Annotated in this window: 15 protein-coding genes; 4 read left to right on the forward strand and 11 right to left on the reverse strand. The window is 75.2% G+C overall.

Annotated elements, in window-relative coordinates:
- The 3 genes from ABD879_RS14290 to ABD879_RS14300 form a co-directional block, all read right to left on the reverse strand.
- Positions 1 to 842: LytR/AlgR family response regulator transcription factor (locus tag ABD879_RS14290; protein ID WP_345021533.1), on the reverse strand; the 842-nt coding region annotated here is incomplete at its 3' end.
- 117 nt (positions 843 to 959) lie between these two features.
- Positions 960 to 2,243, reverse strand: coding sequence for a sensor histidine kinase (locus tag ABD879_RS14295; protein ID WP_425549635.1), 1,284 nt, complete (start codon positions 2,241 to 2,243; stop codon positions 960 to 962).
- Positions 2,244 to 2,355: 112 nt separating this feature from the next.
- Complete coding sequence (locus tag ABD879_RS14300) at positions 2,356 to 2,985, reverse strand: sulfite oxidase-like oxidoreductase (RefSeq protein WP_345021536.1); 630 nt, start codon at positions 2,983 to 2,985, stop codon at positions 2,356 to 2,358.
- Positions 2,986 to 3,246: 261 nt separating this feature from the next.
- On the opposite strand from ABD879_RS14300, the gene aroF reads away from it, so the two are divergent.
- From aroF to ABD879_RS14315, 3 genes are all read left to right on the forward strand, one after another.
- Entirely contained in the window at positions 3,247 to 4,290 is a 1,044-nt protein-coding gene (gene aroF / locus ABD879_RS14305) for a 3-deoxy-7-phosphoheptulonate synthase (RefSeq protein ID WP_345021538.1), read from the forward strand.
- A gap of 288 nt (positions 4,291 to 4,578) precedes the next feature.
- The gene (locus ABD879_RS14310) at positions 4,579 to 5,505 is read left to right on the forward strand and encodes an EamA family transporter (protein ID WP_345021540.1); all 927 of its coding nucleotides are present in this window, start codon (positions 4,579 to 4,581) and stop codon (positions 5,503 to 5,505) included.
- Between the two features lie 55 nt (positions 5,506 to 5,560).
- A complete protein-coding gene (locus ABD879_RS14315) occupies positions 5,561 to 6,436 on the forward strand; it encodes a DUF5954 family protein (protein WP_345021543.1) in 876 nt (291 codons plus the stop codon).
- 22 nt (positions 6,437 to 6,458) lie between these two features.
- On the opposite strand, the gene thiI is transcribed toward ABD879_RS14315, so the two are convergent.
- The 8 genes from thiI to ABD879_RS14355 form a co-directional block, all read right to left on the reverse strand.
- Complete coding sequence (thiI, locus tag ABD879_RS14320) at positions 6,459 to 7,697, reverse strand: tRNA uracil 4-sulfurtransferase ThiI (protein WP_345021545.1); 1,239 nt, start codon at positions 7,695 to 7,697, stop codon at positions 6,459 to 6,461.
- A gap of 154 nt (positions 7,698 to 7,851) precedes the next feature.
- Complete coding sequence (locus ABD879_RS14325; protein WP_345021619.1) at positions 7,852 to 8,877, reverse strand: 6-phosphofructokinase; 1,026 nt, start codon at positions 8,875 to 8,877, stop codon at positions 7,852 to 7,854.
- Between the two features lie 171 nt (positions 8,878 to 9,048).
- On the reverse strand, positions 9,049 to 9,576 hold the full coding sequence (locus tag ABD879_RS14330; RefSeq protein ID WP_345021548.1) for an SCO6045 C-terminal-like domain-containing protein: 528 nt from the start codon (positions 9,574 to 9,576) through the stop codon (positions 9,049 to 9,051).
- Positions 9,573 to 10,397: an MbnB/TglH/ChrH family RiPP precursor modification enzyme gene (locus ABD879_RS14335; protein ID WP_345021550.1), complete on the reverse strand. Its 825-nt coding sequence runs from the start codon at positions 10,395 to 10,397 to the stop codon at positions 9,573 to 9,575. The genes ABD879_RS14330 and ABD879_RS14335 overlap by 4 nt, the downstream gene beginning before the upstream one ends.
- The gene (locus ABD879_RS14340) at positions 10,394 to 11,323 is read right to left on the reverse strand and encodes a TIGR04222 domain-containing membrane protein (protein WP_345021553.1); all 930 of its coding nucleotides are present in this window, start codon (positions 11,321 to 11,323) and stop codon (positions 10,394 to 10,396) included. Before ABD879_RS14340 ends, ABD879_RS14335 begins: the two co-directional genes overlap by 4 nt.
- 119 nt (positions 11,324 to 11,442) lie before the next feature.
- Entirely contained in the window at positions 11,443 to 12,081 is a 639-nt protein-coding gene (locus ABD879_RS14345) for a response regulator (RefSeq protein WP_345021621.1), read from the reverse strand.
- A gap of 112 nt (positions 12,082 to 12,193) precedes the next feature.
- Positions 12,194 to 13,450 (reverse strand): MacS family sensor histidine kinase, encoded by a 1,257-nt coding sequence (gene macS / locus ABD879_RS14350; RefSeq protein ID WP_345021555.1) that lies wholly within the window; start codon positions 13,448 to 13,450, stop codon positions 12,194 to 12,196.
- On the reverse strand, positions 13,447 to 14,163 hold the full coding sequence (locus tag ABD879_RS14355) for a lysophospholipid acyltransferase family protein (RefSeq protein WP_345021557.1): 717 nt from the start codon (positions 14,161 to 14,163) through the stop codon (positions 13,447 to 13,449). Before ABD879_RS14355 ends, macS begins: the two co-directional genes overlap by 4 nt.
- Before the next feature lie 331 nt (positions 14,164 to 14,494).
- Between ABD879_RS14355 and ABD879_RS14360 the strand changes: the two genes are divergently transcribed.
- Complete coding sequence (locus ABD879_RS14360) at positions 14,495 to 15,370, forward strand: hypothetical protein (protein ID WP_345021559.1); 876 nt, start codon at positions 14,495 to 14,497, stop codon at positions 15,368 to 15,370.
- The last annotated feature ends 11 nt before the right edge of the window (positions 15,371 to 15,381 follow it).

The raw sequence follows: 15,381 nt of genomic DNA on the forward strand, positions 1-15,381 counted from the left end.
GCGCGTCCGCCGACCGGCCGGTCGCCGGGCCCGGCGCCGGGTTCGCCCCGCCGGGGGCCGGGCTCGCCGGACCGGCCGTCCGGGTCGGCGTTGCGGAAGCGGCGCACCAGCAGGTCGCGCACCTGCCGGGTGTGGCGGCGGGCGACCGGCAGCAGCTCCTGCCCGACCTGCACGGCCGCGCGGCCCCCGTCGAAGCGCAGCTCGGTGATGTGCGCCAGGGCCACCAGCGTGCTGCGGTGGATGCGGATGAACCCGGCCGCCTCCCAGCGGCGCGCCAGCTGGGCCAGCGGCATGCGCACCAGGTAGCTGCCCTCGGCGGTGTGCAGCCGCACGTAGTCGCCCTGCGCCTCCACGTACGTCACCTCCCGGCGGGGCACCAGGCGGGTGCGGCCGCCCAGCTCCACCGGCACCATCTCGTCCTCGGGCGGACGGTCGACGGCGGGCCTGTCCTGCGCCGCGGCGCGGTGCACCGCCTCGTCGACCCGGCGGACGGCCTCGGCCAGCCGCTCCGGCCGCACCGGCTTGAGCAGGTAGTCCAGCGCCCCCAGCTCGTAGGCGGTGACCGCGCAGTTGTCGTGCGCGGTGACGAACACCACCACCGGCGGGGCGGCGAATCCCGACAGCAGCCGGGTGAAGTCGAGGCCGTCCAGGCCCGGCATGCGGATGTCGAGGAACACCGCGTCGAGCCGGTCGCCGGACACCAGCATCCGGCTCAGGTTGCGCAGCGCCGCGGCGGCGTCGCAGGCCCCGGTGACGCGCTCGATCCGCGGGTCCTCCCGCAGCAGGTAGACCAGTTCCTCCAGGGCGGGGACCTCATCGTCAACGGCAAGGACGCGCAGCATAAGAGGACCCTGCCGCGATTACCGATCGTCCGCAATCGGTTTCGCACAGTGAAGGAATTTCGCCGACGGACCGTTGACCGCACACGAGTGCCGTCCCCGGCGCCGGGACGCCGCCGCTCAGTCGGGGAACACGCCCGGACTGTACTTGGGAACCCGCAGGTTGACCTTGGTGCCCGCGCCGATCGCCGTCTCGACCGTCAGCCCGTACTCGTCGCCGTAGACCTGCCGCAGGCGCTCGTCCACGTTGGCCAGGCCGATGCCCGCGCCGCCGCGCCGGTCGCGTCCGGCCGACAGGGGGCCCGCGGCCAGGATCTCCCGCAGCCGCCCGGGGTCCATGCCGACCCCGTCGTCCTCCACGCTGATCGCCGCCTCGGCCCCGGCGTCGCGCGCCACGATCTGGATGCGGAACGGCTCGCGGGCGTCGGCCATGCCGTGCCGGATCGCGTTCTCCACCAGCGGCTGCAGCGACAGGAACGGCAGCGCCACCGGCAGCACCTCCGGGGCGACCTCGACGCTGAACTGCAGCCGGTCGCCGAACCTGGCCCGCTCCAGCAGCAGGTACCGGTCGATGGAGCGCAGCTCGTCGGCCAGGGTGGTGAAGTCGCGCGGGTTGCGGAACGAGTAGCGGGCGAAGTCGGCGAAGTCCAGCAGCAGGTCGCGGGCCCGTTCGGGGTCGGTGCGGACGAACGAGGCGATGGTGGTCAGCGAGTTGTAGACGAAGTGCGGGGAGATCTGGGCGCGCAGCGCGCGCATCTCGGCCTCGGCCAGGCGCGCGCGGGAGGAGTCCAGCTCGGCCAGCTCCAGCTGGCTGGACACCCACCGGGCCACCTCGCCCACCGCGCGCACGCGCGCCGCCGAGGCGCTGCCGCCGTAGGCGGCCAGCGCCCCCTCCACCCTTCCCTGCACCGACAGCGGCGCCACCATGGCCACGCGGATGCGGCACCTGGCGTCCTCGCACGACAGCACGTCCGGTCCGATCACGCGCGGCCGCCCGGACTCCAGCACCGGCCGGGTGTGGTGCAGCACCGCCCAGGCGTGCCGGGAGCCGCCCGCGCCGTCCCAGACCAGCAGCCGGCCGCAGGGGGCGTCCAGCCCGTCCTCGGGGTCGCCGGGCGGCCCGTCGTGCGGGTCGGCGTGCGGGTCGGCCTCGTGGGCGGCGGCCACCAGCGCCACCGCCTCGACGCCGAGCAGCGTCCGCAGGTGCCGGGCCGCCTTGCGGGCGGAGTCGCGGTTCAGCCCGCCGCGCAGGGACGGCGAGGCCCGCGAGATGGTGTGCAGCGTCGCGAACGTCGCCTCGTCGGCCATGCTGCCGAACCCGCGCCGGGACCGCAGCCACGGCCGCAGGGCGCACGCGCCGAGGGCAGCGGTCAGGGTCGCCCCGCAGACCAGAATTCCGGTCACGGACGGTATCAACATGAAGACACACAGTAATGCCCATGAGGGGGTGCGGCCCTGCCGTTTGGGGCAACAGGCACCGTCCAGCACAGACCATAGACCGCCGGGGGCGCGCCGGTCAGTAGGGCGGGGCCTCGCCTTCCTCTTCCTGGTACGAGTAGCGCTGCTCGTTCCAGGGGTCGGCGACGTTGTGGTAGCCGCGCTCCTCCCAGAAGCCGCGGCGGTCTCTGACCATGTACTCCACGCCCCGGACCCACTTGACGCTCTTCCACGCGTACAGGTGCGGCACCACCAGGCGGACGGGGAAGCCGTGGTCGGGGGTGAGCCGCTCCCCGTTGCGGTACATGGCGAACATCGTCGTGTCCGCCAGGAAGTCGCTCATGCGGATGTTGGCGCTGTAGCCGTACTCGGCCCACACCATCACGTGGGTGACGTCCGGGTGGGGCGGGGCCAGCTCCACGACGGTCGAGCCGGGCACGCCTTCCCACTCGTTGTCGAGGATGGAGAACTTGGTGACGCAGTGGAAGTCGCCGACCGCCGTGGTACGCGGGAGCCGTTCGAACTCCTCCCACGTCCAGCGGTACTGCCCGCCCGACTCGGTGGCGCCGAACACCCGGAAGTCCCACGATTCGGGACGGAACCTGGGCACCGGGCCGTAGTGGAGGACGGGCCAGCCGCGGGGGATGTACTGCCCCGGCGGCAGCGGTTTGCCGGGCGCTTCGCCGGAAGGCTCATCGGGTGGGGACATGACGCGGCCATACTGCCATCCGGCGTGAGCTGAGCCATATTCACCCCCTCCCCTCCGGCGGTCCGGGCCGTGGGTTACCCTTGTCGCGTGCGCAACGTCGTGTATTTCTTTTGGTTCGACCAGCCCGGGCGGCTGGTCTGCCAGACGCTGCGCTGACAGACCTTCAGGCGATAAGCCCCGGGCCGCTGCGGCCCGGGGCTTTCGTCGTTTCAGGGCGCGGACGCGGGGTCCTCCGGACCCCGCCGTAAGAGGAGGCACAGCATGGTCGTCGTCATGGCCCCGGAGGCCACCGAATCGGATATCCAGGCCGTCGTCTCACTGGTCGAGACGACGGGGGGCGAGGCGTTCGTCAGCCGCGGCGTCGAGCGCACCATCATCGGGCTGGTCGGGGACGTGCAGCAGTTCGCGTCGCTGAACCTGCGCGGCATGGGCGGGGTCAGCGACGTGCTCCGCATCTCGGCCCCCTACAAGCTGGTCAGCCGGGAGAACCACGCCGAGCGCTCGGTCGTGCGGGTCGGCGGGGTGCCGATCGGGCCGGGCACGATGACGCTGATCGCGGGGCCGTGCGCGGTGGAGACCCCCGAGCAGACCCTGCGGGCGGCGCAGATGGCGCAGGCGGCGGGCGCGAGCCTGCTGCGCGGCGGCGCGTTCAAGCCGCGCACGTCGCCGTACGCCTTCCAGGGCCTCGGCGAGGCCGGGCTGAAGATCCTGGCGGACGTGCGGGCCGAGACGGGCATGCCGATCGTCACCGAGGTGGTCGACGCCCACGACGTGGAGCTGATCGCCCAGTACGCCGACATGCTGCAGATCGGCACCCGCAACGCGCAGAACTTCGCGCTGCTGCAGGCCGCCGGCGAGTCGGGCATGCCGGTGCTGCTCAAGCGGGGGATGAGCGGCACCATCGAGGAGTGGCTGATGGCCGCCGAGTACATCGCCCAGCGCGGCAACCTCGACATCGTGCTGTGCGAGCGGGGCATCCGCACCTTCGAGAAGGCCACCCGCAACACCCTGGACATCTCCGCGGTGCCGGTGGCGCAGCGCCTGGGCCACCTGCCGGTGATCGTGGACCCGTCCCACTCGGGCGGGCGCCGCGACCTGGTGCTGCCGCTGACCCGGGCGGCCATCGCGGTCGGCGCCGACGGCGTGATCGTCGACGTGCACCCGCACCCGGAGACCGCGCTGTGCGACGGCCCGCAGGCGCTGGTGGACGGCGATCTGCGCGAGCTGGCCCGCGTCGTGCGCGAGCTGCCGCCGCTGGTCGGCCGCCGGCTCACCGAGGCCGCCGGCGAGCCCGTCTCGGCCTGACGCCTCCTCGGGCGGCCGGTGCGGGCCGCGCGGTCTCGCCGATCGCGCGGCCCGCGCCGGATGGTAGTGTCGCGGTCATGGCGTACTGGACGGCGGATCTGGGGCCGCCCCGCTCCTGACCGGGGCGCGGCGACCTTTCCCCTCTCTTCTTCCCTGCCCGGCCCGGCGCGGACGCGCCCGGCCCGGTGACGCGTGCCGCCCGCCGCGTGAGCGCGGCCCGGCGGCGCGTCCGGCTGCGCCCCGGACCCGGATCATCCCGTTCGATTCGAGTTCAGGAGCGAGTCCTCGTTGTCCGTACGTCCTGATTCCCCGCGCGCGCTCCCGTCCGTCTCCGCGCGCCGCGGCGGGCGCCGCTCCGGCGCCGCCGACATCCTGGTGGCCGCCGCCCTGTGGGGCACCGCGGGGCCGGTCTTCACCCTGGCGCCGGCCTCGGCGTCGCCGGTCTCGGCGGCCTCGGCCCGCATCGTGCTGGGCGGCGCGCTGCTGTTCGCCCTGGTGGCGTTCTCGTCCCGCCGCACGGCCCTGCGCGGCCTGCTGCGGCAGGGCCGCCGGGCCTGGCTCCCGCTGGTGCTCGGCGCCGCCTGCGGGGCCGTCTACCAGGTCACCTATCTGGCGTCGGTCGCCCTCACCGGAGTGGCGATCGCGACCGTGGTGTCGCTGGGCAGCGCGCCCGCCTTCGCGGGCCTGCTGACCCGGCGGGGCCTGGGCCGCCGCTGGCTGGTCACCACGGCGGGCGCCGTGGCCGGCTGCGCCCTGCTGATGAGCGGGGGCGAGGCGTCCGGGGCCGACCCGGGCGGGGTGGCGCTCGCGCTGTTCTGCGGGTTCACCTACGCCGCGTACACGATGGTGGCCGCGCGGCTGATCGAGCGCGGCGCGGACGACCAGGTGGTGATGGGCTCGATCTTCGGCGGGGCGGCGGTGCTGCTGCTGCCGGTGCTGCTGGCGGGCTCGCCCGGGTGGCTGCTGGACGCGCGGGGCGCGGCGGTGGCCTGCTACCTGGGCGCGGTCGGCACGACGGCGTCGTACGTGCTGTTCGCGCGGGGGCTGCGCACCACGTCGGGCGCGACCGCCACCACGCTGAGCCTGGCCGAGCCCGCCGTGGCCGCGCTCATCGGCCTGGTGCTGCTCGGCGAGCATCTCGGCGGTGTCGCGCTGGCCGGGCTGGGCCTGCTCGCCGTCAGCCTGGTGACGTTGGTGTTGCCTGCGCGAAGGTAACAAATAGGTCTGAACCACTCGCCAGGACGGGGTCCGGGCGAGGATGATGACCGGCATGACGACGGGCGAGGGAGACGCCGCCGGGCGGCTGTTCCCCGAGGGCCTGGACGGCGTCGATCCGGTCGCCGCCGTGATGCTGGCGGACGCGTGCCGGTCCATCGCCGCCTATCCCGACCCGGTCGCGGTGGGCGCCCTGTTCACCGCGGCCGAGCGGGTGCCCGGCGGCTGGCGGATCTGCTGCGCGTGCGATCCGTCGCCGCAGGGCGCCCGGGAGCTGCTGGCCGACCATCTCGACGAGCGCGCCGCGGCCGCCGGAGGCGAGCGCGGCTCGGCGTTGCGCGCGGCGGCGCGGGACCTGTGGTCCGGGCCGCCGCGCGACGAGGTGCGGGCCGGGGGTCTGCGGTTCCGGGTGCTGCGGATCGAGCAGCTGGTGTGCAACGGGCCGGACGGCCCCGAGCCGCCGCGTCCCACCGACCTCGACCTCGACCCGCGCCGCGGGCCCGCCCCCGGCCGTGCCCACGACTTCCTGCCCGACGGCTGGGCCACGCCCGACATCGCCACGGCCGAACTGCTGTGGCAGCTGCTGGACGCGGCGGCGCGCGCGGGCAGGCGGCCGTCCGAGCCGTTCCTGACGCCGCTGCCGCTGGCCCCGGTCTTCACCGTCGCCGAGCGGACCGACGGCCGGTGGCACCCGGTGGGTCGGCTGCACGACACCCCGCGGCAGACGCGCGAGGCGCTGGCGGTCTACTTCCGGCACATCGTCCCGGCGGTGGAGCACCCGGACGCGGGCCACCTGGCCGAGTACGCCGAGGCCGCCGAGCTGATGACCGACGGCACCCGCCGCAACGGCATCACGGTGGCGGGCCGCCGGTTCCGGATCGTCCGCATCGAACGCCTGACCCTGATGGGCTCCGACGGCCCGCGCTGCTGACGCCGGGCCGGCCGCGGGACGGTCAGCCGGCCGCCGCTTCGCTGTAGACGGGGCGGTGCTCCTGCACGGACTCGGCGAGGCGCTCGGCCAGCTCGCCGACGTCCAGGCGCTTCTCCAGCACCCGCAGGTCCTCGATGCGGGCGCGGGTCTCGGCGCGGCGCGGGGCCAGCAGGGTGCAGCAGTCCTCGTCGGGCAGCTCGGAGATCGCCAGGGTGCGGATGCGGCGCGCCTGGTCCATGATCTCGGTCTTGTCCATGCCGATCAGCGGGCGCAGGATCGGCAGCTCCACCGCGTCGTCCAGAGCGGTGATATTGGCCAGCGTCTGGCTGCTGACCTGGCCGAGGGCGTCCCCGGTGACCAGCGCGGCGCCGCCCAGGTCGCGGGCGACCAGCTCGGCGGTGCGCAGCATGACCCGGCGCTGCGCCACGACCGCCAGCCGGTCGGCGCCGGAGGACTTGATCTGCTGCTGCGCCTTGCCGAACGGCACCACCAGCAGCCGCGACCCGCCCTGGAAGCGGTCCAGCTCGCGCACCAGCGCGTACGCCTTGTAGATCGACTCCGGGCCGGTGAACGGCATGCCGGAGAAGTGCAGGAAGTCCACCCGCAGGCCGCGGCGCATCATGCGGTAGGCGGCCACGGGCGAGTCGATGCCGCCCGACAGCAGCACCAGGGCGCGGCCGCTCATGCCGACCGGCAGCCCGCCCTGGCCGGGCAGCCCGCCGGTGAACACGAACACCTCGTCCCGGTCCACCTCGATGGACAGCGTGTGGTCGGGGTCCGACAGCCGCACCGGCAGCCCGTAGGCCTGCACGATCGCGGCGCCGATCGCGCGGTCCAGCTCGGAGGAGGTCATCGGGAACCGCTTGTCGCGGCGGCGCGAGCGCACCGCGAAGCTGCCGGTGCGCCCGGCCATCAGCGCCAGCGCGGCGCTCTCCACGCTCGCCGGGTCCTTGCCGACCGCCCACGCGCGGTGCGCCCACACGATGCCCATCACGTCGGTGATGCGGGCGGCGAGCCGCTCCACGGCGGCCTCGTCGGCGCCGGGGGCGCGCACCACCATCACCCCGTGGCGGCGGATGATCTCGACGCGGGGCACCATGCCGCGCACGGCCGCCCGCACGTTCTCGGCCAGCCGCCGCTCGAACCGCTCGCGGTTCTTGCCCTTGAGCACGACCTCGCCGAGCTTGAGCAGCACGCACGGCTCGCCGTCGACCGGCGGGGGCCCGGTGACGGACGCGGTCGCGGCGTCGAGCGTGGGCATGCGGGATCCTCCTGGGAAAGTCAAGAAACGGGCAGATTCCTAGTGTGACCCACACGCCCCAACGCCGCGACTCGTCGCGCTGTTCCCGGCGCCCCCGCAGCCGTCCGCCCGGGAGGCGGGCCCCCGGGCGGACGCGAAGAACCGCAGGCGCGGCTCAGCCGAAGAAGACCTCGGCCTCCTGGTAGCGCTCCAGCGGGACGGTCTTGAGCTCCTTGGTCGCCTCGTCCAGCCCGACCCGGACGATGTCGGTGCCGCGCAGCGCGACCATCTTGCCGAAGTCGCCGTCGCGGACGGCGTCGATGGCCTGCAGCCCGAACCGGGTGGCCAGCACCCGGTCGAAGGCGGAGGGGGTGCCGCCGCGCTGGATGTGGCCGAGCACGGTGCAGCGCGCCTCCTTGCCGGTGCGCTTTTCGATCTCGTCGGCGAGCCGCTGGCCGATGCCGCCGAGCCGGACGTGCCCGAACGCGTCGAGCTCGCCGGTCTGCAGCTGCATCTGCCCGTCGACCGGGTGGGCCCCCTCGGCGACCACGATGATCGGGGCGTAGCGGGTCTTGAACCGGCTCTCGACGTACTCGACGACCTTGTCGATGTCGAACGGCCGCTCGGGGATCAGGATGACGTTGGCGCCCGCGGCCATGCCGGCGTGCAGGGCGATCCAGCCCGCGTGCCGGCCCATGACCTCGCAGATCAGCGCGCGGTGGTGGCTCTCGGCGGTGGTGTGCAGCCGGTCGATGGCCTCGGTCGCGATGTTGACCGCGGTGTCGAACCCGAAGGTGTAGTCGGTGGCGTTCAGGTCGTTGTCGATGGTCTTGGGCACGCCGACCACGTTGACGCCGTTGGCGTGCAGCTCGCGCGCCACGCCGAGGGTGTCCTCGCCGCCGATGGCGATCAGGGCGTCCACGCCCAGGCCGGCCAGGTTGTCCTTGATCCGCTCGATGCCGCCGTCGACCTTGAGCGGGTTGGTCCGCGAGGAGCCCAGGATGGTGCCGCCGCGCGGCAGGATGCCGCGCACCGCCTGCACGTCGAGGGCCACCGTGTCGCCCTCCAGCGGCCCGCGCCAGCCGGCCCGGAAGCCCACGAACTCATAGCCGAAGTTCTGGACGCCCTTGCGCACCACCGCGCGGATGACGGCGTTCAGTCCGGGGCAGTCGCCACCGCCGGTCAGCACTCCGACGCGCATGCCCTCTCCTTCTCCTGCCATGATGGGCCCTCCCTCGACTTCTTCACTGGTCAGCCTAGTCGTCCGCACGGTCGCACAGGAGCCGACCGGCGCGCCGGGGGCGTGCCGGCGGACGGGGTCATTGGTCTAGACCATAGCCGCTCGGCCGGGCTGCGTGGGCGGTTCGCGAGATCACCGGCGCGTACGTCCGCCCAGCACCCGCATCCGCCCCAGGAGCTGCACCGCGACGCCTCCGGGGACGCGCCGCACGGCGGCCCGGCGGCGCCTCGGCGCGCTCTGCCCGTCGTAGGCCCACCGGGCCTCGGCCAGGGCCAGGTCGAGGGCGGCCTCCGGGGGCAGTTCGGCGCGGTGCGCGAGGGCGAAGTCCCAGGCGTCGCGGACCGATCCCCGGGTGGGACGCCCGGCCGCCCACGCGGCGAACACGCGCGGCCAGTCCGCCCCGTACGAGGCTGCCAGGACCGGCCACGCCCGCGCCACTTCCCCCGCCCGTTTGCGCAGGATCGCGTCGGCGGCGGCGCGGACGGCGGCGGCGTCGAAGCCGTCCGGGACGGGCCCGCCGGCGGTCATGGCGCGCACCAGGGCCTCCTGCACCGCCGCCAGCGCCGGATCGAACTCCCCGGCCCGCTCTTCCGCATCACCGGCCCCACCGGCGGGCGCGGCGGTCCCGGGGCGGTCGGCGGGCGCGTCCCGGCGGGTCATGTGACGCGCTCCATCCCGGCGGCGTCGGCGATCGCGTCCAGCTCGGCGCGCAGCTCGGCGGCCGGCGGGTAGCGGCCGTCGCGTTCCAGCAGCAGGCCGGGCGGGCGGTGCCGGGCGCACAGCTCGGCCACCAGGTCGAGGACCTCGGCGGGCACCGGCGCGGTGTGGGTGTCGTGGTAGCGGCCGCCCTGCTCGGCGCCGCCCGCGACGTGGCAGTAGGCGATGCGCTCCAGGGGCAGCCGGTCGAACAGCGCGACCGGGTCCTGGCCGCGGTTGCGGGCGTTGGCGTACACGTTGGCGACGTCGAGCAGCAGCAGGACGCCGGTGCGCTCCACCAGCTCGGTGAGGAAGGCGCCCTCGTCGTACTCGGCGTCCGGCCAGTCGAACAGGGCGGCGATCGGCTCGACGGCCAGCGGCACGGGCAGCTCGGCGCGGGTGCGGCGGATGTTGGCGGCCAGGGCGTCCAGGGCGGCGCGGGTGCGCGGCACCGGCAGCAGGTGGCCCGCCTCGATGCCGCCCGCCCGCACGAACGCCACATGCTCGCTGACCAGCGGGGACCCCAGGGCCTCGGCGCACGCGGCCAGGTGCGCGACGCGTTCGGGCGCGACGGGCTCGGCGCCGCCGAGCGACAGCTTCACCCCGTGCGGGACGACCGCCACGCCGCGCTCGCGCAGGTCGAGCAGGTCGCCGGGCGGGTGCTCGGGGTGGACGCCCTCGGCGATCACCTCGGTGAACCGCAGCCCGGGCAGGTCGCGGACGAACGCGGTGATCTCGGGCCGCCAGCCGATGCCGACGCCCAGCGCGGTCAGGGTGGTGCTCATCCTCCGCATCCTCCTCCGCCTCCGCAGCCGCCGCCACCGCCGCAACTGCTGCTTCCGCAGCCGCTGGTGCTCCCGCTGCAGCCGCTGCCGCCTCCCGTGGCGGCGCCCGTGTCGCTCCTGCGGGCGATCTCCTCGGCGGTGGCGGCCACCAGGAACCCGGGGTCCATGCTCACCAGCAGCGCCGTGCCGAAGAGCGCGACGCCGTAGGCCGCGGCCGCAGGGCCGTAGGTCTTCAGTGCCGGGGCCTGGGACGGGTGCAGGTGCGCGTACTTCGCAGATGCCTCTTGCACCACGCGGGGCCCGGCCGCCGTCCAGGCCGGCCGGTCGCCCCCGCCGGCCAGCAGCACGGCGATGACCAGGCCGAGCACGCACAGTGTGAGCAGCAGGAACAGGACCGGTTTGCCGCCGGCGATCCCCTGCACGAGCCGCACCGCGCCCAGCGCCCACAGCAGGACCAGCGGCAGCACCGCCGCCCTGCGCAGCCGCCGCTCGCGGCGCCCGAGCAGCAGGCCGTGCCGGGCGAGCCCGTCGGCCAGCGCGTCGGCGGCGGCCGACACCCGCTCCCGGTGCGGCAGGTCCTTCCAGCGCCGCGCACCGCCGCCGCGGACCGCCTCGTACACGGCGCCGTCGAGCGGCGTGCCGCCGGCCGGCGGGCGGGCGGCCCGCAGCCGGCCCTCCCCGTCCACCTCGATCACGCCCTCGGCGTGCAGTCCGGCCAGCGACGCCGCCACCGCGCGCGAACGGCCGCCGGTCAGGTACGCCAGCTCGTAGGGGTGCGGCTCGCCTTCCGGTACCCGCCCCCTCGCCACCCTCAAGCGCACGTACACGGTGACGATGAACACCGCGACCGTGGCGGGCAGGTACATCCCCCACAGGAAGACCGGCCCGGAAACGCCCCACGTGTCGCCCGCCGCAGCCAAGGGCATGGCACCCTCCCCTCCCCCCCGGGGGCCGCGCCCCGTGGAATCCGCCTTTATTGATGCGGCACGGCGCGGATCGGTTTCTGGTCACGGGACACGTTCACGTGCTGTTTCCGCTCCGGTCGTCAGTCGTCCCGGTCCAGCCCCTTCTCGATGGCGTAGCGGACCAGCTCCACGCGGTTGTGCAGCTGCAGCTTGCCGAGGGTGTTCTGGACGTGGTTCTGCACCGTGCGGTGCGACAGGACGAGCCGCTGGGCGATCTGCTTGTAGGTCAGCCCCTTGGCGACCAGCCGCAGCACCTCGGTCTCGCGTTCGGTCAGCCGGGGCGCGTCGTCGTCGGCGCGCCGCGCGGCGGAGGCCAGGCGGCGGTACTCCCCCAGCACCAGCCCGGCCAGGCCCGGGGTGAACACCGCGTCGCCGGCGCCGGTGCGGCGCACCGCGTCCAGGAACTCCTCGCGCGCGGCGGACTTCAGCAGGTAGCCGGTGGCCCCGGCCTTGACCGCCTCCAGCACGTCCTGCTGCTCGCCGCTGGCCGACAGCACCAGCACCCGGACGGGCGGGTCGGCGGCGGCCAGGTGCCGGGTCACCTCGACGCCGCTGATGTCGGGCAGCTGCAGGTCGACCACCGCCACGTCCGGGCGGGCCGCTGCGGCGGCGCGCACCGCGGTGCGGCCCTCCCCCGCCGTGGCGACCACCTCGTGACCGGCCTCGGCGAGGTCGCGGGCGACCGCGTCGCGCCACATCGGGTGGTCGTCGACGACCATCACCCGCAGCGGCCGCGGGGCGCCTGCGCCGCCGTCAGTGGGACCGTCGGTGGGACCGCCGGAGGGGACACCGGGGGGAACGGGAGGGGGAACGTCGCTCACGTCGGCCACTCTATGATCGGCGCCGCCGGTCCGGGGCGCGGGGAACGGTCATCTCGATCTCGGTGCCCTCGCCGGGCGCGGTGACGATGGCGACGGTGCCGCCCAGGTCGCGCACGCGTCCGCGGATGGACTGGGCGACGCCGAGGCGGCCGTCGGCGGCGGCCTGCTCCAGCCGTCCCTCGGGGATGCCGGGGCCGTCGTCGCGGACGCTCACGGTCACCTCGTCGTCGCCGTCCTCCACCAGGACCCAGGCGCGCACGCCGTCGCCGCCGTGCCGGCGGACGTTGTCCAGGGCCGCCGCGACCGCCGCCTCGATCTCGTGCGCGGCGTGCGCGTCCAGCGGCACGGGCGTGGCCGGGGTGGACACGGTGACCGTCGCCGCCGAGTGCGCGGTCAGCAGCGGGCGCAGGTCCGTCTGCTCGTCCCGGCGTCCGGCCCCGTCGTCCCAGGAGCCGTCCCAGGAGCCGTGCCGGGCGCCGTCCCGGTGGCCGGCCCCGGCCGCGGGCGGGGAGGCGCCGATCAGCGCGCGCAGGGCGGCCTCCTGCTCGCCGGCCAGCCGGCCCAGCTCGGCGGCCTCCCCGCCGAGCTCGCCGCCGCGGCGCTTGACCATCGCCAGCACCTGCAGCACCGAGTCGTGGATGCGGCGGGCGAGCCGCTCCCGCTCGCGGGTGGCGGCCTCCAGCTCCACCGCGCGGGCCAGCCGCGCCTCGGCGTCGCGGGCCAGCTTCACCACGTGGCCGACGACGAGCCCGGCCATGAGCAGCAGCACGATGCCGTTGAACGTCCGGTCGCCGAGCCCGCCGACGGTCCCGGCCAGCACGTGGATCAGCAGGTCGCCGACGCCGAGCACGGCGGCCGCGGTCAGGCCGAGGCGCTTGCCGCCCCGCACCGCCCACGACAGCACCGCCGCCGCGACCCACGAGACGGGGAGGGTGGGGCGGCCCGCGGCGATGCCCTCGGGGCTCTCCACCCACGCGGTCGCCAGCAGGCAGCCCATCGCCACCGCCAGGTCGGCGGCCAGAAGCGGCCGGCCGCGGCGCCTCGGGTCGGCGAAGGCGAACGTGGCCCACGCCGTCCAGGCGGCCATCACCGCCAGCACCGCCCAGCCGCCCAGCGGACGCGCGTACCCGCCGGAGTTCTTGGCGATCAGCGCGGCGGCGTAGGCCAGCGCCAGCGCCCGGTAGACGGCGACCGCGCGCCACAGCGCGACCTCCAGCTCCACGGCGCGCCGGCCCGCCGCCGCGCGCCGCTGCGCCCCGCCCGTCACTCGTCGTCGTTGCCGGGACGCGGCGCCTTCCCGGCCAGCTCCGCCTTGACCTCGGCGGCGTACCGGTCGACGTACTCCTGCCCGGACAGCTCCCGGATCGCCTGCATGATCTCGTCGGTGACCTTGCGCAGCACCTTCGGGTCGTCCTCGCCGCCGTAGTAGCGCGACAGGTCCAGCGGCTCGCCGAACCGCACGCCCGGGCGCACGCCCAGCCGCGGGTAGGGCTGCCCGGACGGCATCAGCTCGAACGTGTTGATCATCGCCATGGGGATCACCGGCACCCGGGCCTTCAGCGCCAGCCGCGCCACGCCCGTCTTGCCCTTGTAGAGCCGGTTGTCGGGGGCCCGGGTGCCCTCGGGGTAGATGCCGAGCAGCTTGCCCTCGCGCAGGATGCGCAGCCCCGTCTGCAGGGCCTCCTCGGCGGCGCTGCCGCCGGAGCGGTCCACCGGGACCACGCCGACGCCGGTGAAGAAGCCCTTACTTATCAGGCCCTTGAGGCCCTTGCCGGTGAAGTACTCGCGCTTGCCGAGGAAGTAGATGGGGCGCAGCAGCGGCAGCGGGCCGAAGAAGTGGTCGGCGAACGACAGGTGGTTGGACACCAGCAGCGCGGGGCCGCGTTTGGGGACGTTGTGCATGCCCGAGTTCCTCGGCCGCCACACCAGGTACAGGATGGGCGAGAGCGTGATCCTCAGCAGGATCCAGAACCAGAGCATGCCGCAACCTTCCTCAAGGACGGGTGCGCCGGCCGCACGGCGCACCGATCCGACCGACCGGGGATGATGCGACATCTTCCCATTCCGCGCAAGGGGGCCCCACATCGTCGCCGCGCCCGGCCGTCCCCGGGGCGGCGCGGGGTCCCGGCCGAGGAAATCCCGCCCGGGGGCTTGTCCGGCGCGGCGCAGCGAATACCGTGGGACACACGTTTCAAGGCGTCCGGATGTGCCGCCACCCCCTGCGGGCGGTGCCGCCGGACACTCGTCACTGGGGGAGCGGAGGCCGTATGCCGGTGCCGTCGGTCACGCCGGAGTCCAAGGAGCCTGCCCCGTGAATCGCCGTGGCAACGGACTGTCAGCGGACGCCTACGCCCCGCTGGTCGATCTGGCCCCGCATCTGGCCGACGCGATGCTGACGGCGCTGCGGGAGGCGGGCGTGGCGGCGTACGCGGCGTCGGCGGCCCCGGCGGGCGAGTCCGCGGCCGGGCCCGCCGATGCGGACGGCCGGGACGTGCTCGACCGGCTGTACGTGGACGTCGACATGAAACCGACCGCCGAGAGCGTGCTGCAGGCGCACCTGACCCGGCTCCGGGACGCCGGCGCCCGCGGCGACGGCGGCGACGGCCGCGAACCCGACGAGCCGTCCGCCGGCGCGGCCCCGGGCGCCGCCGGCGCCCCGACCGCCGCCGACGACGCCCGCCCGGGCGCGACCGCCGAACGCGACGAGGACGCCATCTGGGCCGAGATCGTCGCGGGCTTCGACACCGGCCCCGCCGACGGCGCCGCTCCCTGGCCCGAGCAGGAGGACATCCGCGACGAGCGCCCCGGCCCGTCCGCCGGGACGGGCGAGGGCGAGGACCGCACCGGGCGGCTGCCGCGCGCCCGGGTGATCAAGCCCGCGGACGTGTCCGGACCGGCGGGCGGCGCGCCCGACGCCGCGGACCCCGGCGCGGCGGACCCCGATGACGAGGGGCACTTCGTCCCGCCGCCCCCGCCGCCGCTGCCCAACCCCGACCCGCTCACCAAGGGCGCCTGGGCGGCGCTGGTCGGCGGCCCGCTCTACCTGCTGGTCACGGTGGTGATGGACTGGCAGGTGCCCGGCTGGGCGGCGTTCTTGGCGGTGGCGGCGTTCATCGGCGGGTTCGTGACCCTGGTGCTGCGCATGGGCGACGAGCCCCGCGACCCCGACGACGGCGCCGTCGTCTGACCGGGCCCCCG

It is taken from the genome of Actinomadura keratinilytica (assembly GCF_039539665.1).
GTDB classification, from domain to species: Bacteria; Actinomycetota; Actinomycetes; order Streptosporangiales; family Streptosporangiaceae; genus Spirillospora; species Spirillospora keratinilytica.